Annotated in this window: 18 protein-coding genes; 9 read left to right on the top strand and 9 right to left on the bottom strand. The window is 68.0% G+C overall.

Features of this window, described 5'->3' with window-relative positions; all coding sequences use genetic code 11:
• Positions 1-8 precede the first annotated feature (8 nt).
• Together speB and VH569_RS21440 are read left to right on the top strand one after the other, a co-directional pair.
• Entirely contained in the window at positions 9-1061 is a 1053-nt protein-coding gene (gene speB / locus VH569_RS21445) for an agmatinase (protein WP_423317753.1), read from the top strand.
• 276 nt (positions 1062-1337) lie between these two features.
• Positions 1338-1874 (top strand): HD domain-containing protein, encoded by a 537-nt coding sequence (locus VH569_RS21440; RefSeq protein WP_423317751.1) that lies wholly within the window; start codon positions 1338-1340, stop codon positions 1872-1874.
• Between the two features lie 11 nt (positions 1875-1885).
• On the opposite strand, the gene VH569_RS21435 is transcribed toward VH569_RS21440, so the two are convergent.
• Positions 1886-2263 (bottom strand): hypothetical protein, encoded by a 378-nt coding sequence (locus tag VH569_RS21435; protein ID WP_109050894.1) that lies wholly within the window; start codon positions 2261-2263, stop codon positions 1886-1888.
• A 279-nt stretch (positions 2264-2542) separates the two neighbouring features.
• Here VH569_RS21435 and VH569_RS21430 point away from each other — a divergent pair, with 279 nt between their 5' ends.
• The gene (locus tag VH569_RS21430; RefSeq protein ID WP_376962986.1) at positions 2543-3040 is read left to right on the top strand and encodes a nuclear transport factor 2 family protein; all 498 of its coding nucleotides are present in this window, start codon (positions 2543-2545) and stop codon (positions 3038-3040) included.
• 70 nt (positions 3041-3110) lie between these two features.
• Here VH569_RS21430 and VH569_RS21425 read toward each other — a convergent pair whose 3' ends face one another.
• From VH569_RS21425 to VH569_RS21415, 3 genes are all read right to left on the bottom strand, one after another.
• Positions 3111-3926, bottom strand: coding sequence for a MetQ/NlpA family ABC transporter substrate-binding protein (locus tag VH569_RS21425; RefSeq protein WP_423317748.1), 816 nt, complete (start codon positions 3924-3926; stop codon positions 3111-3113).
• 83 nt (positions 3927-4009) lie between these two features.
• Positions 4010-4447, bottom strand: coding sequence for a hypothetical protein (locus VH569_RS21420; RefSeq protein ID WP_423317746.1), 438 nt, complete (start codon positions 4445-4447; stop codon positions 4010-4012).
• Between the two features lie 78 nt (positions 4448-4525).
• Entirely contained in the window at positions 4526-5884 is a 1359-nt protein-coding gene (locus tag VH569_RS21415; protein WP_423317744.1) for an Nramp family divalent metal transporter, read from the bottom strand.
• Between the two features lie 114 nt (positions 5885-5998).
• Here VH569_RS21415 and mntR point away from each other — a divergent pair, with 114 nt between their 5' ends.
• Positions 5999-6436, top strand: a complete 438-nt coding sequence (gene mntR / locus VH569_RS21410; protein WP_423317742.1) for a manganese-binding transcriptional regulator MntR — start codon at positions 5999-6001, stop codon at positions 6434-6436.
• Positions 6437-6442: 6 nt separating this feature from the next.
• On the opposite strand, the gene VH569_RS21405 is transcribed toward mntR, so the two are convergent.
• On the bottom strand, positions 6443-7075 hold the full coding sequence (locus tag VH569_RS21405) for a response regulator (protein WP_423317740.1): 633 nt from the start codon (positions 7073-7075) through the stop codon (positions 6443-6445).
• A complete protein-coding gene (locus VH569_RS21400) occupies positions 7072-8406 on the bottom strand; it encodes an ATP-binding protein (protein ID WP_423317738.1) in 1335 nt (444 codons plus the stop codon). Before VH569_RS21400 ends, VH569_RS21405 begins: the two co-directional genes overlap by 4 nt.
• Before the next feature lie 478 nt (positions 8407-8884).
• Between VH569_RS21400 and VH569_RS21395 the strand changes: the two genes are divergently transcribed.
• Together VH569_RS21395 and VH569_RS21390 are read left to right on the top strand one after the other, a co-directional pair.
• Positions 8885-10801, top strand: a complete 1917-nt coding sequence (locus tag VH569_RS21395) for a methanol/ethanol family PQQ-dependent dehydrogenase (RefSeq protein WP_423317736.1) — start codon at positions 8885-8887, stop codon at positions 10799-10801.
• A gap of 73 nt (positions 10802-10874) precedes the next feature.
• Positions 10875-11555 (top strand): pentapeptide repeat-containing protein, encoded by a 681-nt coding sequence (locus VH569_RS21390; RefSeq protein ID WP_423317734.1) that lies wholly within the window; start codon positions 10875-10877, stop codon positions 11553-11555.
• A 16-nt stretch (positions 11556-11571) separates the two neighbouring features.
• Here VH569_RS21390 and VH569_RS21385 read toward each other — a convergent pair whose 3' ends face one another.
• From VH569_RS21385 to VH569_RS21375, 3 genes are read right to left on the bottom strand one after another with little or no spacing between them, the layout of a single operon-like run.
• Positions 11572-11781, bottom strand: a complete 210-nt coding sequence (locus tag VH569_RS21385) for a hypothetical protein (RefSeq protein ID WP_423317733.1) — start codon at positions 11779-11781, stop codon at positions 11572-11574.
• Positions 11782-11784: 3 nt separating this feature from the next.
• Complete coding sequence (feoB, locus tag VH569_RS21380) at positions 11785-13719, bottom strand: ferrous iron transporter B (RefSeq protein ID WP_423317731.1); 1935 nt, start codon at positions 13717-13719, stop codon at positions 11785-11787.
• 36 nt (positions 13720-13755) lie between these two features.
• Positions 13756-14121 carry a FeoA family protein gene (locus VH569_RS21375; protein ID WP_423317729.1) on the bottom strand — a complete coding sequence of 122 codons (366 nt, stop codon included), beginning with the start codon at positions 14119-14121 and terminating at the stop codon, positions 13756-13758.
• Between the two features lie 769 nt (positions 14122-14890).
• Between VH569_RS21375 and VH569_RS21370 the strand changes: the two genes are divergently transcribed.
• From VH569_RS21370 to VH569_RS21360, 3 genes are all read left to right on the top strand, one after another.
• Positions 14891-16396: an MFS transporter gene (locus VH569_RS21370; protein WP_423317727.1), complete on the top strand. Its 1506-nt coding sequence runs from the start codon at positions 14891-14893 to the stop codon at positions 16394-16396.
• A gap of 152 nt (positions 16397-16548) precedes the next feature.
• Positions 16549-17667 (top strand): alpha/beta fold hydrolase, encoded by a 1119-nt coding sequence (locus VH569_RS21365; protein WP_423317725.1) that lies wholly within the window; start codon positions 16549-16551, stop codon positions 17665-17667.
• Between the two features lie 11 nt (positions 17668-17678).
• A complete protein-coding gene (locus VH569_RS21360; RefSeq protein WP_423317724.1) occupies positions 17679-18299 on the top strand; it encodes a histidine phosphatase family protein in 621 nt (206 codons plus the stop codon).
• Positions 18300-18359: the final 60 nt, after the last annotated feature.

The following is an 18359-nucleotide window of genomic DNA, read 5'->3' as shown; positions in this document are numbered from 1 at the left end:
CTTTCGAAATGATCGATCCGAACAAGCTCAACCGCCTGCGCGAGAAATACAGCGGCAGCGGCGGCGCCGACATCCACTCTCCCGAGTTCCAGCGTGTCGCCGCCCTGCAATTCTCCGCCGGGGGGCGGCGGACCCAGCCCTTCGCCGGGGTGTCCACCCTGCTCGACGCGTCATACCGTCCGGACGCGCCCGAACTGCCGGATTTCGGCGGGCTGGAGGTTGCGCTGATCGGCGTGCCGATGGATCTGGGGGTGACCAACCGCGCCGGCGCCCGCTTCGGTCCGCGGGCGGTGCGGACCATCGAGCGGATCGGTCCTTACGAATATGTGCTGAAGATGGTGCCGTCGGCGGCCTGCCGGATGGCCGATGTCGGCGATGTGCCGCTGTCCAGCCGCTTCAACCTGGAGGCCTGTCATCACGACATCGAGAGCTTCTACAACAAGGTGATGGATGCCGGGGTGATCCCGCTGTCGGTCGGCGGCGACCATTCGATCAGCCAGTCGATCCTGAAGGCGCTGGGACGGGATCGGCCGGTCGGCATGATCCATTTCGATGCCCATTGCGACACCGGCGGCCCCTACGAAGGGTCCAAGTTCCACCATGGCGGCCCCTTCCGCCAGGCGGTGCTGGACGGCGTGCTCGATCCGGAGCGCACGGTGCAGATCGGCATCCGCGGCAGCACCGAGTTCCTCTGGGAGTTCTCCTACGAGTCCGGCATGACGGTGATCCATGCCGAGGAGGTGGCGCAGCGCGGCATTCCCGCGGTGATCGAGCAGGCCCGCCGGGTGGTCGGCGACGGGCCGGTCTATGTCTCGTTCGATGTGGACTGCCTGGATCCGGTGTTCGCGCCGGGCACCGGCACGCCGGAGGTTGGCGGGCTGAGCACGAGGGAGGCCATCGAGCTTCTGCGCGGTCTGGCCGGGCTCGACGTCATCGGCGGCGACGTGGTGGAGGTGGCGCCGCAGTATGACGCCAACACCACCACCGCCCAGGCCGGTGCGCAGATGCTGTTCGAGATCCTGTGCCTTGCCGTCAAGGCACTGGAGCAGCGGCGGGGCTGAGGCCGGCTGCCGAGGATGCGCGTGCAACGGGCGAAGGCGGTTTCCGCCTTGCTCCGCCAAACCCGGAGGTCAGACCGCGGCGATGTGCCGCCGGCCGAGGGCCTGGACTTCGGCCGCACGAGGGCGGAGCATCTCCTTACCCGGTTGCGAACATTCGGGGATCGGTCGCCGCCGCGCCTTCACCGCGGGCGCCGCCCGACCGGGCATCCTTGCGGACTGTCGCCGCCGGGACGGGCCATGGCTTCCGCCGCCCGCCCGCGGCGCGGAGGAGAGCACATGTCTATGGACAAGGAAGTGGTCATCGCGGCGCTGCGTTACGCGGCGGAACTGCATGACGGCACCTATCGGCCCGACCGGGCGCGCACGCCCTTCGTCTCGCATCTGTCGGAAACGGCGGAGCTTGTGGCGCAAGCCGGCGGTACGCCCGCCGAGATTGCCGGGGCCTGGCTGCACGATGCGGTGGAGGATGGGCTGACCACGGTCGCCGATCTGGCCCGGCGGTTCGGACAGGAGGTCGCCGACCTCGTCGCCGCGGTCAGCGATGCACCGGAGGATGTCGGCAAGGCGATTGCCGAGCGCAAGGCGATCCAGGCGGCCCGTCTCGCCGCCGCGCCCGAAGGGGCCAAGCGCATCAAGCTTGCCGAGCAGATCTCCATCCTGCAGGCGCTGGCGGTCGAACGCCCGCTGTCCTGGAGCGTCGAGCGGGCCGACGCCTATGTCCAGGGCTCCCGCCTCGTGGCGGAGGCCTGTGCCGCCGCCAGCCCGCTGCTGGCCGAACGTTACGCCGCGGCGCTGGCCGGGGCGACGCATTGAGCGCGGCGATGTCAGAGGGCTGACGACCGCCAGAGCCAGACCAGACCGGCGACCGCACCCGCCGCCAGAAGCACCAGCACCAGGATGATGGCAAAGGCGGTGCGCCGGTCCTTCGCCTCGCGCTGTTCGGCCTCGCGCCGCTTCTTCAGCAGAAATTGCTGTTCCGGGCTGAGGAAGCGGCCGGCGGCGGCATCCGGCGTGGGCACGTAGCGCACCCGGCCGCGGCCCTTGGCCGCCATGCCTGCGGTCGCCGCGGTCCCCCTGATCGCCGTCGTCAAACCGCCCTGGGACGGCCGCCCGGTGTTGACCGGCTCCCCTGCCGACCCGCGAACCGCGGTTGCCTGCCGGCCCTTGCGCTTGCGTGGCAGCTTTCGCCGTCTGGTCGTCATGCCCCTCTCCCCCGCTCTCAAATCCGTCTCCGCGGCCGGGAGCATAGCCGCCCGCCCGGTCCGGCGCAGCCAATCACAAGATGATCTCCGGAAAGTCACATAGTCCATGCGGATGGGGGCATGCCAACCGGAAATCCACTGGGGGCCGATCCGGTCCTCTGCGGCGAACCGGCGCACACCCCAATGGTTTGTGGCGCTGACGTGGATACTAGTATATCACATTGCAAGCCCGCCGACGTTCCGGGTGGGCGTGACTGCAATCGAATGGGAGGGGTCACCATGCTCAAGAAGACTGCGTTCAAATCCGGCCACATCCGCTCGCGCCGCACTCTGCTCGCTGCCGCCGCCGCCGGGCTGGCGATGCCCGCCGCCATCGCACCGCTGGGCGGCGCGTTTGCCGCCGATGACGACCAGCAGGCGGTGGCGAAGGCGGTGAACGGGCTTCGCGACGCCATGCTGGCGGGCGACGGCGCCACGCTGCGGGCGATGACGATGGACCAGCTGACCTACGGCCATTCGAACAGCCGGCTGGAGGACAAGGCCGCCTTCGTCGGCAGCCTCGACGGCAAGAACGCCTTCAAGGCGCTGGACCTCAGCGACCATGCGATCCAGGTGGTCGGCGACATCGCGGTCGCCCGCCACACCTTCGATTCGGTCAACAACCTGCCGGACGGCAAGACCAACACCGCCCACATCAAGGTGCTGCAGGTCTGGAAGAAGGTCGACGGAGCCTGGAAGCTGCTTGCCCGTCAGGCCTCGCCGCTTCCGGCCGCCTGACCGCCCGACCGCCTGATCGGGGCTTTTGCCGCCTCCCACCCGCAAAGGTGGGAAGGCGGCAGGGCATCGGTCACCAGGCCGGCAGGATCGCGCCCTTGAACCGGGTCTCCAGGAAGTCGCGGACCTCCTTGGACTGGAAGGAGTCGACCAGCGTCTTCAGGGCGGGACGGTCCTTGTCCTTCTCCCGCGCGGCGATGAAGTTGCCGTAGGGGTTGCCTTCGCGCGGCTCCTGGATCAGCGCGTCCTTCGACGGGGTCAGGCCGGAATTCACCGCATAGTCGGTGTTGATGATCGCCGCGTCGAAGTCTTCCAAGGCGCGCGGCAGCTGCGCCGCCTCCAGCTCCACCAGCTTGAGCGCCTTCGGATTCTCAGCGATGTCGAGGATGCTCGGCGACAGGCCCTTGCCGGTCGCCAGCTTGATCAGGCCGTTGGCCGCCAGCAGGTTCAGCGCACGGCCGCCGTTGCTGGGGTCGTTCGGAATGCCGATGCTGGAACCGGGCTTCAGGTCGCCGACGGATTTGATCTTGCGGGAATAGAGCCCCATCGGCTCGACGATGGTGAAGCCGATGGGCACGATCTTATAGCCGCGCGCGGCGATCTGGACCTCCAGATAGGGCTTGTGCTGGAAGGCGTTGGCGTCGAGGTCGCCGGCATCCAGTGCCGCGTTGGGGATGTTGTAGTCGGAGAAGGTGATCAGTTCGACGGTCAGACCCTTGCCGGCCGCCACCGTCTTCGCCACCTCGGCGATCTCCTCCTCCGCACCGCCCATGACACCGAGTTTCACGGTCTCGGCCGCTGCTTCGGAAATCTGGGCGGCGAAGAGGGCCAGCGCAATGCCGCTGGCCAGTCCGGCCCGGCGCAGCCATGATGTTGTTTTGCCTTGCATGTCGACTCCTTATCTTTGGCTCGGTGGACCCCGGTCGTTGTCGGGGTGCCGAGAGGCCGCCAGATAGCCCGACTGGCCGGCGCCTAGCGCATGCAATTTCCGACGATCTGGTAGCACAGCGTGGGATCGCGCCTGTCGTTGTAGCGCACCGCGCTGACCCGCCCGCCATGCAGCTCGAAGGTCGCTTCGCAACTGTAGGTCCGGGACCACGTCGTCACGTCGGGCTGCCACAGCAGCGGTCCGCGCGGGCCGAGCCAGGGGCTGGGTTCCCAATCCACATCGCGGTCGACCAAGGTCTGCCGGCGGGTGTAGACCAGATACTCCGCATCGCCGTTGACGGCGGAGCGTTCCGGCACGCCGGCGCAGGACAGCAGGCTGCCCTTGCTTATCCCGACCATCGCCTCGGGCGCTCGCAGCGCCAGCTCGGCCTGCGGGTTGGCGCAGGAGGCGGACAGCAGGGTGGCCGCGGCAAGAAGCCCGCCGCGCCATACCAACATCATTCGCTGACGGCCGATGGTCATGTCCGATCCTCCGCGGCGATGCGCAACCGTTTGGGACAGTCTTTCACATAAAGCGTCCCGCCCGATGCACAACAGCGCTCAGGCCAGAACGGTGTCGTACAGCAGCTTCAGGTTCAGCACGACGATCAGGCCGGCGACGGCCCAGGACAGCCCGGCGACCCAGCCGGGCACGACGAAGCGGCCCATCTTGCCGCGGTCGGTGACGAAGCGGACCAGCGGGATGACCGCGAAGGGAAGCTGCATCGACAGCACGACCTGGCTGAACACCAGAAGCTGGGCTGTGCCGCTTTCGCCGTAGAGCGCCGTCACCACCACCACCGGGATGATGGCGAGGCCGCGGGTCAGCAGCCGGCGCATCCAGTGTGGCAGCCGCAGCCGCAGGAACCCTTCCATGACGATCTGCCCGGCCAGCGTCGCCGTGACGGTGGAATTGAGGCCCGACGCCAGCAGCGCCACCGCGAACAGGGTGGACGCGATGCCAAGCCCGAGCAGGGGTGACAGCAGTTCGAACGCTTCGCCGATCTCCGCCACCTCGGTATGGCCGCTGCCGTGGAAGACGCTGGCCGCCAGGATCAGGATCGCCGCGTTGACGAACAGGGCCAGCATCAGCGCGATGGTGCTGTCGACGGTGGCCCAGGTGATGGCGTCGCGCCGCCCCTCGTCCGTGCGCGGATAGGCTCGCGTCTGGACGATGGAGGAGTGGAGGTAGAGATTGTGCGGCATCACCGTCGCCCCCAGGATGCCGATGGCGACATAGAGCATGCCGGGGTTGGTCACCACCTGGGTCGTCGGCACGAAGCCATGCAGCACGGCGGCAACCGGCGGGGCTGCGGCGACGATCTGCACCAGAAAGCAGCCGGCGATGACCGTCAGCAGGGCCACCACGAAGGCTTCCAGATAGCGGAAACCCCGCTGCATCAGCAGAAGCACCAGAAAGGCGTCGAGCGCGGTGATCAGCGCGCCGCCGATCAGCGGGATGCCGAACAGCAGGTTCAGCGCGATGGCGGTGCCGATGACCTCGGCAAGGTCGCAGGCGATGATCGCCGCCTCGCACGCCACCCACAGCATCAAATTGACCGGGCGCGGGTAATGGTCGCGGCAGGCCTGCGCCAGATCGCGTCCGGTGACGATGCCCAGCCGAGCCGACAGCGATTGCAGCAGGATCGCCATCAGGTTCGACAGCATGATGACCGACAGCAGCGTATAGCCGAACTGCGACCCGCCGGCGAGGTCGGTCGCCCAGTTGCCGGGGTCCATATAGCCGACCGACACCATGTAGCCCGGCCCGGCGAAGGCCAGCAGCCGGCGCAGCCACAGGCCGCCCTGCGGCACCGCGACGGAGGCATGGACCTCCGGCAGGCTCGGCCGGACTTCCCCGTCCGGGCTGGCATATCTCCAGGCCCGGTGGGGTGGCACGGCGGCTTCGGCTTCCGACATCGGCGTGACTCCCGGCCAAGATGCGAACTGGTATCAATCAAGTATGTACCGGGACAACGAGTATGCAAGGTGCTATACTTTCAGCATCCGAACATTTTTCCGGGCGGGTGGGGCGTGACTGACAGCGATGCGGACCTTCCCGATGCCGAACTCCATGCCGAAGGCTTCCGCAAGACGCGGGAGGCCCAGCGGACCGCCCTGGCAGAGGATTACGTGGAGCTGATCGCCGACCTGATCGAAAGCGGGCAGGAGGCGCGGCAGGTCGACATCGCCGCAAGGCTGGGGGTGGCGCAGCCAACCGTCGCCCGCATGCTGGACCGGCTTGCGGCCGACGGGCTGGTCTATCGCAAACCCTACCGGGCGGTGTTCCTGACCGATGCCGGCCGGCGGATCGCCGAGGAAAGCCGGGAGCGGCACCGGACGGTGGTGGCCTTCCTCCGCTCCCTCGGCGTCAGCGCCGACACGGCGCGCATCGATGCCGAAGGCATCGAACACCATGTCAGCGCCGAGACGCTGGACGCCTTCCGCCGCGCGCTGGCCCAGGGCAGCTGACGCCGTTCAGTCGGCGAGACCGTTGTCGATGGCGATGCGGATCAAGGCGCGGGCGCTGTCGGCGCCCAGCTTGTCCTTGATCTGGGTGCAGCTGTTGGCGACCGTCTTCTGGCTGATCCCCAGCCGCTCCGCGATGGCCGCCGCGGTCATGCCGCGTCCGACCAGGGTCAGGATCTCCCGCTCCCGCTGGGTCAGGACGGCCAGCGGATCGGACGGCGGCGACAGGCTCATCAATGCCAGATCGCGGGCAAGCCCGCTGTCCAGATGGATGCGGCCGGCCAGCACCGTGCCGATGGCGGAGGCCAGGCTGTCCGGCGCGTCGTTCTTGGTGACATAGCCGCGGGCACCGGCCTTCAGCGCGCGGGCGGCGATGGCCGGATCCTCGTGCATGCTGAAAATCAGGACGGGCACCGCCGGGTTTTCCTCGCGGATGGTGCGCAGCACGGCCATGCCGCCGCCGTCGCCGGGAATATTGAGGTCGAGGACGACGACGTCCGGATGCTCCGCCCGCCACAGATCCAGTGCGCTGCCGACATCCTCCGCCTCCACCACGCGGCCGAGTGCCGCTTCGGCCAGCAGGCGCTGGCAGCCGGCCCGGACGATGGGATGGTCGTCGACCAGAAGAATGGTGTGGGTCACGCCATGCGCTCCAATGCTGACGGAGAGGCGGGCGACAGGGCAGTCCGCGGCAGGCGGGCCGACACACGGGTGCCGCCGCCCTCTGCGGTTCCGATCGACAGGCTGCCGCCCAGGGTGTGCACCCGTTCCGCCATGCCGGAAATCCCGAAGCCATTCCTTGCCGGTTCGTCGCCGTCCGGCAGGCCGGGCCCGTCATCGGCGACGACGATCTCCACCGCCTCGGGATCGACCCGGAGGTTGACGGAGACCGCCGACGGTTTGGCATGGCGAAAGGCGTTGAGCAACGATTCCTGCACCAGCCGGTAGACGGTCAGCCGCAGCACGTCGTCGGAGCCATCCAGCTCCGCCACCGCCACAGCCGGCTCGATGGCGAGGGTCAGGGCGACGTCGGGCTGGCGCCGCATCCAGTCGCCGGCCAGTTCCGCCAGCGCCTCGCTCAGCGGCAACTGGTCCAGCAGGGCGGGGCGCAGGCGGGCCAGGAGCCGGCGGCTCAGCCGGTGGACCTCCGCCGCGGTGTCCAGGATCTTGCCGGCGCGCTCGGCCGCTTCGTTGGTGGCGTCCCCATCGGCTCCACCCTCCCGCAGGCGCAGGATGCGGCCGGCATCGACCTTGATCGCGAAGAGGGCGGCGCCGAGTTCGTCGTGGATTTCGCGGGCCACCTCCCGCCTTTCGGCATCCTGCGCCGCGACGATGCGCTGGCCGGCCCGCCGGTTCTCCGCCTCCGCCGCTGCCAGCCCATGGGCCAGCGCGGCGATTCCGGTCCCCAGCCGGTCGAGTTCGGGAACGCCGCGGCCATCGAAGGAAAAGGCGTAATTGCCGGCGCGCAGCCTTTCCACCCCGGCTTCCAGCCGCGCCAGCGGGACCAGGGCACGTCCGACCGCCAGATAGGCGGCTCCCATCAGCAGCAGGCCGACCGTCAGCGTCGCGGCGGCGAGATCGGTCATGTCCTCCCAGACCTCGGCGATCTCGTCCCAGGGCTCGGCAACGATGCGCAGCTTGCCCGCCGCCAGCTGCCGTTCCTGCAAATCCACGCCGATCAGCGCGGCGAACCAGTCCGGTGCGCGCCGTTCGGCCGGCTCCGGCTTCGGCAGGCCGTCGGCCCCGATGAAGCGCAGGTGGCGCAGCCCCAGCCCGTTCAGCATGGCGATGCCGCCGGGGATGTCACCGCGCTCCGCCACCGCGAGACTGAGCGCGCCGCCCAGTTCGAGGGCGGAGGCCATTTCCGCGCGGACGGCATCGCGGGCATTGGCGACCATCACCGCCCCGCCGGCGGTTGCCATCAGCAGAAGGAAAAGCCCGATCAGGGCCAGGATGCGCATCCTCAGCGACACCGGCGCCCACTCCGAAATACGACCATCGACGGAATGCTAACCTATCCATCGGTTCAGTCGCCATCCGCCCTTCGCACAATCGAGCCACAGTGCGGATGCCGATCCTGGCCGTGTACGGCATCGGACGGGAAAAAATCCCGGCCGATCCGGGATGTCGTCATGGGATTGGGTCAAGAAATTCTTCCCCGGATTGTCGAATGGAACCATGGCTCTGCCCGGGAGACTATTGGAGCCGGCAAGACATGGTGCTGTGCGCCGGGCGGGATGCACAGACCGGCCTGAAAAGGGTCCTGCCATTCAGGAAGCAACGGCTTTCTGGCGCGACATCGTCACGTTCGGCTCATCCCGCTACCGGGGACGGCATCGCCTCCCGCCGTCCGCAGGAACGGGATCGAGCCGGCGTGACGCCATCGCCGGCACGGCTTCGCAAGGCCGTGTTCGCAACTGCCGCTTCGCGGCCAATCATCGGGGGAAACGCATGACACTTTCGTCCTACAGCACGATTGCGGCCGTCACCGGCGGCAAGCCGCGACGCCGCTTCCGCGGGGCCTGTCTGGCCGGGATCGCGGCCGTGGCCGCCGCGCTGTTCCTGGCTGCGGCGCCTGCCGGTCCGGCGCTGGCGTCCGACGTCACCTGGGATGCCATCGCCAACGATGCGAAGAATCCCGGCGACGTGCTGATGTACGGGATGGGGGTGGAAGGCAAGCGGTTCAGCACCCTGAAGCAGATCAACACCGAAAGCGTGTCGCGTCTGGTCCCCGCCTGGTCCTTCTCCTTCGGCGACGAGAAGCAGCGCGGGCAGGAAACCCAGGCGCTGGTCCATGACGGGGTGATCTACGTCACCGGCTCCTACTCGCGGATGTTCGCGCTGGACGCCAAGACCGGCAAGCGGCTGTGGAGCTATTCCCACCGGCTGCCCGACGACATCCGGCCCTGCTGCGACGTGGTCAACCGCGGTGCCGCGATCTATGGCGACAAGGTCTTCTTCGGCACGCTCGACGCCTCCGTCGTCGCGCTGAACAAGGACACCGGCAAGGTCGTCTGGAAGAAGAAGTTCGCCGATCACAAGGTCGGCTACACCATGACCGGCGCACCGACCATCGTGAAGGACCAGAAGACCGGCAAGGTTCTGCTGATCCACGGCTCTTCGGGCGACGAGTTCGGCGTGGTCGGGCGGCTGTTCGCCCGCGATCCCGACACCGGCGACGAGATCTGGATGCGTCCGCTGGTCGAGGGCCATATGGGCCGGCTGAACGGCAAGGACAGCACCCCGACCGGCAGCGACAAGGCCCCCTCCTGGCCACGCGACAAGGACGGCAATCTGGTGGAGGCGTGGAACCACGGCGGCGGCGCGCCCTGGCAGAGCGCCACCTTCGACGTGGAGACCAACACCATCGTCATCGGCACCGGCAACCCGGCGCCCTGGAACGGCTGGGCGCGCTGGCCGGGAGATAGCCTCTACACCTCCGGGCAGGCCTATGTCGACCCGACCACCGGCGAGCTGAAGGGCTTCTACCAGCACACGCCGAACGACACCTGGGACTTCTCCGGCAACAACGAGCTGGTGCTGTTCGATTATACCGACGCGTCGGGCAAGACGGTGAAGGCGACGGCGCATGCCGACCGCAACGGCTTCTTCTACGTCACCGACCGCACCAAGCTGGCGACGGCCGGCGGCGAGGCGAACAAGCCCAACAGCGTGCTGGCGGCCTATCCCTTCGTCGACGGCATCACCTGGGCCAAGGGCATCGACCTGAAGACCGGCCGTCCGATCGAGAATGAGGGCCAGCGTCCGCCGCTGCCGGCCGAAGGCGAGAAGCGCGGCAAGCCGGTCGAGGTGTCGCCGCCGTTCCTGGGCGGCAAGAACTGGAACCCGATGTCCTACAGCGAGGACACCAAGCTGTTCTACATCGCCGCCAACCATTGGAAGGAGGATTACTGGACCGAGCATGTCGGCTACAACCCCGGCTCGGCCTATCTCGGCATGGGGTTCCGCATCCACAAGATGTTCGACGACCATGTCGGCAGCCTGCGGGCGCTGGATCCGAAGACCGGCAAGATCGTCTGGGAGCATAAGGAGGAACTGCCGCTGTGGGCCGGCACGCTGGCGACCGCCGGCAATCTGGTCTTCACCGGCACCGGCGACGGCTTCGTCAAGGCCTTCGATGCCAAGAGCGGTCAGGAGCTGTGGCACTTCCAGACCGGCTCGGGGATCGTCTCCTCCCCGATCACCTGGGAGCAGGACGGGGTGCAGTATGTCGGCATCACCACCGGCTATGGCGGCGCGGTGCCGCTGTGGGGCGGCGATCTGGCCGACCTGACCACCCGCGTGACCCAGGGCGGTTCCTTCTGGGTGTTCAAGCTGGCCGACGTGAAGGTCTCCAGCAGCAAGTGACCGGCTCCGCGAAACCGGAGCATGGAGCGCCGGGGCGGTTGCCGCCCCGGTCCTTTTCATCGGAGGCATCATCATGACGTCGCACAGCAAGGCCGCGCTGCCGAGAAAACTCTGCCGGATCCTGGCCCTGAACGCCCTGGCCGTCTGTCTTGCGGCGCCGGTTCCCGCCGTCCTGGCGGCGGAGATGGAGACGGCGGCGATTCCGGCGGCTGTCGAGGAGGCAGCACTGCCGGTCGGCGGCGGCGAGGAGGAACGGGCCAGCGTCGTCAACGGATGCACGCTCGGGCCCCGCATCGTCTGCCCCAACCTGGATCTGCGGCATCGCAATCTGCGCGGACTGTCGCTGGCCGGGGCCGATCTGCATGGGGCCAACCTGATGCGGGCCGACCTGCGCAAGGCGGACCTGCGCGGCGCCGACCTGACCGGCGCCATTCTGGACGGCGCCGACCTGCGCACCGCCTTTCTCCAGGGAGCGCGCCTGTCCGGTGCGCGGTTGCGCGGTGCCAATCTGGAATTCGCCCGTGCCACCGGTGCCGACTTCACCGGCAGCGACCTGACCGCCGCCAATCTTGAGGCGATCCGCGCCGACAAGATCAATCTTGCCGGCGCCAGCCTGGAGGGGGCCAACCTTCAGGAGGCGAAGATGGCCCTGTCCAACCTGTCCGGCGCGAACATGGACGGGGCCAAGCTGCGCTTCGCCATCTTCCAGGACGCGCTGATGACCGGCTGCCGGTCCTGCCCGACCGGCTGGTGACGGTACGGCGGGACCGTCAGCAGCGCTTGCCGCGTTTCGGTCCCGCCGCCTCGCAACCGCAGCAACCGCCGGAGCAGCCGCCCGCCTGCGAGGGGACCGGCCGCCCGGCCAGCCGGCGCAGCCGGTTGCGCAAGGGGGCGGGCAGCAGGATGGTCCAGGCCACCCAGGCGAAGGCGGCGACGACGATCAGGCCGACAAGGATGGTTTCGGGAAGACTTTCCATCATGGCTCACCCTCCCAGCAGGGCGCTGGACAGGTGGAAGGTGACGAAGGCGGCGCCATAGGCGAGCGCCGTCATGTAGACGATCATCACCAGCATCCAGAACCAGCTGTTGGTTTCCCGCTTGACCACCGACAGGGTGGAGACGCATTGCGGGGCGAACACGAACCACGCCAGCAGCGACAAAGCCGTCGGCAGGCTCCAGTCCGCCGCCAGCACGCCGGCCAGCGAGCCGGAGAGCGCATCGCCCGTCTCGCTCAGCGCATAGACGGTGCCGAGTGCCGCCACCGCCACCTCGCGCGCCGCCATGCCCGGCACCAGCGCGATGGCGATCTGCCAGGTGAATCCGATGGGGGCGAGAAGCGGGGCCAGCGCATGGCCGAGCATCCCGGCGAAGCTGTAGTCGATGGCCGGTCCGGTCGCGCCGTCGGGCGCCGCTGGGAAGCTGCCGAGGAACCACAGCAGGATCATGATGGAGAAGATCACCGTGCCGGCGCGGGCCAGGAAGATGCGTGCCCGCTCCAGCAGCCCAAGCAGGATGTCGCGCGGGCTGGGCAGCCGGTAGGACGGCAGTTCCATCAGCAGCGGTTCGCGGGCTCCTTTGAAGATCGTGCGTTTCAGCACGAAGGCGGCGGCCAGCGCCGACAGGATGCCGGCGGCATAGAGGGCGAACATCACCAGCCCCTGCAAGCCGATCATGCCGCCGGTCACGGTCCGGTCGGGAACGAAGGCGGCGATGATCAGCGTATAGACCGGCAGCCGGGCCGAGCAGGTCATCAGCGGGGCGATCATGATGGTGGCCAGCCGGTCGGCGCGGTTCTCGATGGTGCGGGCCGCCATGATGCCGGGGACGGCGCAGGCGAAGCTGGACAGCAGCGGGATGAAGGCCCGGCCATGCAGCCCGACCCCGCCCATCAGCCGGTCGAGCAGGAAGGCCGCCCGCGCCATGTAGCCGGTGGATTCCAGCATCAGGATGAAGAAGAACAGCACCAGGATCTGCGGCAGGAAGATCACCACGCTGCCCACACCGGCGATGATGCCGTCGGTCAGCAGGCTTTTCAGCAGGCCGTCGGGCAGGGCCGCTCCGGCGCCGGCCTGAATCCAGCCCAGCCCCTTGTCGATCATGTCCATCGGCACGGCGGCCCAGGCGAACACCGCCTGGAACATCAGGAACAGAACCAGGAACAGGAAGGGCAGGCCGATGGCCGGATGCAGCAGGGCGTCGTCGATGCGGCGGGTGGCGAGCGACGGCCGACCGGCATCGCGCAATGCGGCGGCCAGGATGGTTTCGACCTCCTGATGATAGGCGCGCAGGTCGAGGGCGGAAGGTTCGCTCCAGCCGCAGGGGGAGTTGGCGGGGGCGCTGCCGGAGGAGGGGGCCAGCGCGGCGGTCATCGCGATCATGCTGCGGTCGATCTGGTCGAGCAGCCCAACCACGCTGGTGCGCTTGATCGCCACCGTCGGCACCACCGGCACGCCCAGCGCCGCCGACAGGGCCGCCGCATCGACGCGGCAGCCCCGCGCCTCCGCCACGTCCATCATATTGAGCGCGAGGATGATCGGCCGGCCGAGCTTCTTCAACTCAAGCACCAGCCGCAGATGCAGGCGCAGGTTGGTGGCGTCGGCGACGCACACCATCACGTCCGGCGGGGCTTCATGCTGGAAGCGGCCCAGCACGACGTCGCGCGTCACCTCCTCGTCGGGGGAGCGGGCGCGCAGGCTGTAGGTTCCGGGCAGGTCGACGAGCTGCACGCGGGTGCCGGCCGGGCTGAGGAACTCCCCGATCTTGCGCTCGACCGTCACGCCGGGATAGTTCGCCACCTTCTGGCGGGCGCCGGTCAGCGCGTTGAACAGGGCGGTCTTGCCGCAGTTGGGATTGCCGACCAGGGCGATGCGCGGCGGGATGCCGGTGAAGGCTGGGGTGGATAGAACGGTATCGGACATCGCGGAAACCTTTCCGCAGGAAGAGGAGGTGACGGCTCAGCCGAGCGTCACCAGGACGGCGTGCGCCTCTGCCCGGCGCAGGGCCAGGGTGTGGTCGTTGATGCGCACGGCAAGCGGATCGGCGCCGGGGAACCCCTCATGCAGGATTTCGACGCGGGCACCTTCGATCAGGCCCATCTCGATCATGCGGCGTTCCAGTTCGCCGGGTGGCAGCGGGGTTGCGACGGCGGAATCGTCCAGACCGGTCACAACCGCGCGCTGGCCCTTGCGCAACGCGCCGAGACGGCAGCAATCGCCATCGGTGGGCGGATCGGAGCTGGTGCCGGGGGCCGGGCCGGGAGGCTGACGGGTGGCGGGAGACGGAGAGGTGGCGTGAGCGGGGCCGGGTAGCGGCGGAATCATGGTGTGACACCTGTGGGCGGCACGCCGAAAAGGACGTGCGCATCGGCGGCAAGGGCCGTAGACCCGATAATGATGCGAATCATTTGCATTTGTGATGTGGCGAAGCGCCGCGGAGCGGTCCCGTCCTCGCGCTACGGGGGCGGAGGGGGGGGTGAAGCGCGCCTCCCATGGACGGCAATTTTTTCGATTTTTCCGGAAAAAAAGCGAAGGAGCGAGGTGCGCCTTTGCGATCTCACTCTCATTCTGTGTGAAAATCAGAGAGCGATTCCAATTCGAAATAGCAAAGCTCAACCTTTGCTGCGCTGCAACCAACGTGTGTATTCCGTTCTCTGGCGTCGCGGAATTCTCGGTATCTGCTGCCTGCGCCGTCAAAAAACATTGAAATTCGTATAAAAAGCCTATCAGGAATATGCATCAAGAGAAGTGCTATTGCATTTATCTGAATATTTTCAGTATCCGTATCTCCAACAAAAAACATACCCAGGTATGGTTCTCAGAATCCAGAGCTTTTATTTTCGAAGCAATTTCGATTTACCAATTCTTTGGAGTTACGATTTAGCCTCCGAAACACTTCTGCGCAGCGGTTGTGTGTCTGGAGCTAACAATGCAATCGAAATCATTCACACGCCCGCACGTGATTCTGCCTGTTCTGGCGATGATTGGAATCGCACTGTTTTCTTTTCTGATTTATGCAAAATTTTATGGAAATGCCGCTGCGGATTCCGCCTTTTCTGCTATGCGGATTTCGCTCGATTCAGCACGCAACCATATGGCGATCCTAACGGCGGCAGTTCCGGCGGTCCTGTGGTCGGCCGGCCTGCTGCTGCCGTCTTTCCGACGCTTGGCCGGCGCCACGCCCCTGCGGGGGCTGACGGTGGTCGCAGCGGCCATGCTTGCCTTCTGTGCCATGACTTTGCCGGGGCTCGCGGGTCTGCTGCCGGCCGAGGCGGTGCGCGGCTTCTTCTATGACGCCGCCGTGCTGCTGGTCGTCTGCCTTCTTCTGGTGTTCGAAGGGCTGCTCCTGCTCGCCGCCCGTCCGGGCCGCGGGGATGCGGAGCCGGCATCGGCGGTGGGCCGCATGCGTGCCGCCCTGTTCCTGTTCATGCTGGCGGAGGAACTGTCGCGGTCCTTCCTGCCGCTCTACGCCCGCGAACTCTACACCCCGGCTCCCGGCCTGTCCGAGACCGTGATGATGGGGCTGCCGATCGGGCTGTTCATGGCGCTGGTCGCCGTCTTCACGCCCTTCGCCGGCCATTGGGCCGACCGGTTCGGCAGCCGCCGCACGCTGCTGCTCGGCACCCTGCCGGCGGTGGCGGGATTCATCGGAACGGCGATGGCCGGGTCGATGGCGGAACTGCTGCTGTGGCGCGGGGCCTGCGCGCTCGGCTATGCGGTGATGTTCATCGGCGCGCAGGGCTTCGTCGCCCGCCACACCCCGGCGGACCGGCGCGCGCGCGGCATGGCGCAATTCGTCGCCGCGGTGATCGTCGCCGGCCTGTGCGGCGCGCCGCTGGGCGGCATTCTCGCCGATCAGTTCGGCTACCGCGCCACCTTCGCGGTTTCGGCGCTGCTGGCGCTGGCGGCCGCGGCGGCGGTGACGCTTCTTCCGGCCGACCGGACGGAGCGGGTGCAACGACGCCCCTTCCGCCTGGGCGATGCGACCGCACTGCTTGCCAATCTCCGGTTCCTGGCGTTGCTGCTGTTCTCGTCGGTGCCGACCAAGCTGATGCTGACCGGATACCTCTTCTATCTCGTCCCGGTGTCGCTGCATGCGGCGGGTGAGACGCCGGCCGGGATCGGCCGTCTGATGATGACCTATGGGCTGATCATCGTCCTGCTCGGCCCATGGGTGTCGAAGGTCGCCGACCGCACCGGCCGTCATGCCCTGTTCGCCGGGCTGGGCGGGCTGATCGGCGGGGCCGGCACGCTCGCGATCCTGCAGGAACAGGGCGTCGCCGGAATCCTGATCGGCATCGCCGCTCTCGGCGTCGCCCACGCCCTCAACAACGCCACCCAGCTGGCCCTGGTCCCGGAGGTCTGCCGCGCGGACTGTGCCCGCATGGGCGATTCCAGCGTCTTCGCGGTCTACCGCCTGCTGGAACGCGGCGGTTCGGTGATCGGTCCGTTGCTGGCTGCGGCGCTTGCCGACCGCTTCGGAATGCAGGCAGCGCTGGTGGCTCTCGGTGCGCTCGGCATGCTGTGCGGCACGGCCTTCTGCGTCGTCTTCCTGCTGGCTCCGTCCGCCTCGCCGGCCGCGGAAGAGGCCGTCCGATGAATTCCCTCGCCCCCAGCCCCCGCTCCCGCCCCGTGCGTCATCCGTCGATGTCGCAAATCCCGACAGCCTTATGTCCCTCGCCCCCACACCCATCGATCACGGAGGCTTCGACGCCCATGCCTGACCAGATGCTCGTGGAGCCTGTTCTGACGATGCCTTGCCCTTCCTTCGCCGGGGAAACCCTTCCTGTCCATGGCCGCCACGACGGCGCGATGGAAACCCTGCGCGTCACTCTGGAGGCGCTCGGGATCGGATCCGTCGAGGAGATGACCTGGAAGAACTATGAAACCATCATGCGGGTGGTCGAGCCGCTGATCGGCGCCGGCCATCGCCTGCGCCATTTCGACTATACCCACAGCGCGGCACTGCAACTCGGCACGGTGGAGCGGCTGCGTACCGACTACACCATCCGCCTCGCCTACACGGAATGGGGCAGCCCGCAGAATCCGGCGCTGCTGTGCCTGGGTGGAATCGCGAATTCGGCCCGGCGTTTCGACTATGTCGCCCGCGCCCTGTCGCACCGCTACCATGTGCTGTGCCTCGATTGGGCTGGGCGCGGCCGCAGCGGCTGGCTGGCCGACCAGTCGGACTACAGCTTCGACGGAACCGTCGCCCAGGTGCTGGCCCTGATCCGCCACAAGCAGTTGGGCCCGGTCACCCTGCTCGGCTCCTCGCTCGGCGGCAGCGTGGCGATGCGGGTGGCGGCGGAGGCTCCGGATCTGGTGGAACGCCTCATCCTGAACGACATCGGCCCCTTCATCCCGACCGAGCGGCGGCGGCGCCGCGCCGAGTCCGTCGCCCGCCACTATGTCTTCCGCCACCCGGCCCAGCTGTTCCACCGCACCGGAGCGGCCCAGAAGAACGACGGGCCGGTGGACGACACCGTTCTCCTGCACAACAGTTTCCACCAGACCCGCTGGTCGGAGGAAAACGGCGGGCGGGTCTACCGCCACGACATCCGGGCACTGCAATGCTACCGCGACGGCGCCATCCAGGACCACGACCAGTGGGACGACTGGCAGCGCATCGACTGCCCGGTGCTGCTGGTGCACGGCATGATGAGCGACGCTCTCCAGGAGGCGACTATTGCCCGGATGATGGGCAAGCCGGGGTTGAGCGTCCTGCATGTGCCGGATGTCGGCCACACCCCGACGCTCAGCGATCCTCTGCACATCGACGCCCTGGCCCGCTGGATGTCGGCCCCCCATACCCTGCCGGCGGAAAGCACCATCGGCTGGACCGCGGGCGCCGCCCGCATCCTGTTCCGGTGAGGGAGCCGGCGATGACGGACGGCTTCCATTTCGTGCGCCATGGCGAGACGGACGACAACCTTCGGGGCGTGCGCTGCGGCGGCGACCGGGACATTCCCTTGACCGAACGGGGGGTCGAGCAGGCCCGGCACGCGGCGGAGCGGCTCCGCCGGTCCGGCCGGATCTGCGGTCTGGTGATCGCCGGTCCGCTGGACCGCACCGCCGTTACCGGCGCCGTGTTCGCCGAGACGCTGGGCGTTCCGCTTCTGAGAAGGGACTGGCTGCGCGAGCGCAGCCTGGGGGATTGGAACGGCCTGCCGATCGAGCTGACCCGCCCCTGGTTCGCCGCCGGGGAGACGCCGCCGGGCGGGGAGAGCGAAGGCGCCTTCGCCGCCCGTGTCTTGGATGGGGTCGACGAACTGGCGAACGGACCCGCCGGACTGCTGGAGCACCGGCCGCTGCTGGTCGGCAGCAAGGGCGTGGCCCGCATTCTGCTGCACCGGCTCGCCGGGCGGCCGGGCGTGGAGCTGGGAAATTGCGAGGTCGTGGACTTCACCCGCCTGTCCGCCCCGCCGGGCGGGCCGGGATGGTGGCGGTGCGACCCACTGGTGTCTCCGCTGGAGGCGAAAGCCGGGGCCTGTTGCCCGGCCTGACCGTCGAGCCGGTCTGTCGAACAATCGAAAATCGATGCGTGGATGCCGCGCGATGCCGCG

This window comes from Azospirillum sp. 11R-A (genome assembly GCF_049472615.1).
Lineage (GTDB): Bacteria > Pseudomonadota > Alphaproteobacteria > Azospirillales > Azospirillaceae > Azospirillum > Azospirillum palustre.
The sequence above is the reverse complement of the archived record's forward strand: the minus strand, read 5'-3'. Positions and strand labels throughout refer to the sequence as shown.

Bases quoted from the DNA above. Each gene is read 5' to 3' on its own strand.
- VH569_RS21375 (WP_423317729.1), bottom strand. From the start codon at position 14,121: ATGATTCCGCCGCTACCCGGCCCCGCTCACGCCACCTCTCCGTCTCCC.
- VH569_RS21420 (WP_423317746.1), bottom strand. From the start codon at position 4,447: ATGACCATCGGCCGTCAGCGAATGATGTTGGTATGGCGCGGCGGGCTT.
- VH569_RS21440 (WP_423317751.1), top strand. From the start codon at position 1,338: ATGTCTATGGACAAGGAAGTGGTCATCGCGGCGCTGCGTTACGCGGCG.
- VH569_RS21370 (WP_423317727.1), top strand. From the start codon at position 14,891: ATGGCGATCCTAACGGCGGCAGTTCCGGCGGTCCTGTGGTCGGCCGGC.
- speB (WP_423317753.1), top strand. From the start codon at position 9: ATGATCGATCCGAACAAGCTCAACCGCCTGCGCGAGAAATACAGCGGC.
- VH569_RS21430 (WP_376962986.1), top strand. From the start codon at position 2,543: ATGCTCAAGAAGACTGCGTTCAAATCCGGCCACATCCGCTCGCGCCGC.
- VH569_RS21385 (WP_423317733.1), bottom strand. From the start codon at position 11,781: ATGATGGAAAGTCTTCCCGAAACCATCCTTGTCGGCCTGATCGTCGTC.
- VH569_RS21425 (WP_423317748.1), bottom strand. From the start codon at position 3,926: ATGCAAGGCAAAACAACATCATGGCTGCGCCGGGCCGGACTGGCCAGC.
- VH569_RS21360 (WP_423317724.1), top strand. From the start codon at position 17,679: ATGACGGACGGCTTCCATTTCGTGCGCCATGGCGAGACGGACGACAAC.
- VH569_RS21390 (WP_423317734.1), top strand. From the start codon at position 10,875: ATGACGTCGCACAGCAAGGCCGCGCTGCCGAGAAAACTCTGCCGGATC.
- VH569_RS21365 (WP_423317725.1), top strand. From the start codon at position 16,549: ATGCCTTGCCCTTCCTTCGCCGGGGAAACCCTTCCTGTCCATGGCCGC.
- VH569_RS21395 (WP_423317736.1), top strand. From the start codon at position 8,885: ATGACACTTTCGTCCTACAGCACGATTGCGGCCGTCACCGGCGGCAAG.
- feoB (WP_423317731.1), bottom strand. From the start codon at position 13,719: ATGTCCGATACCGTTCTATCCACCCCAGCCTTCACCGGCATCCCGCCG.
- VH569_RS21415 (WP_423317744.1), bottom strand. From the start codon at position 5,884: ATGTCGGAAGCCGAAGCCGCCGTGCCACCCCACCGGGCCTGGAGATAT.
- VH569_RS21435 (WP_109050894.1), bottom strand. From the start codon at position 2,263: ATGACGACCAGACGGCGAAAGCTGCCACGCAAGCGCAAGGGCCGGCAG.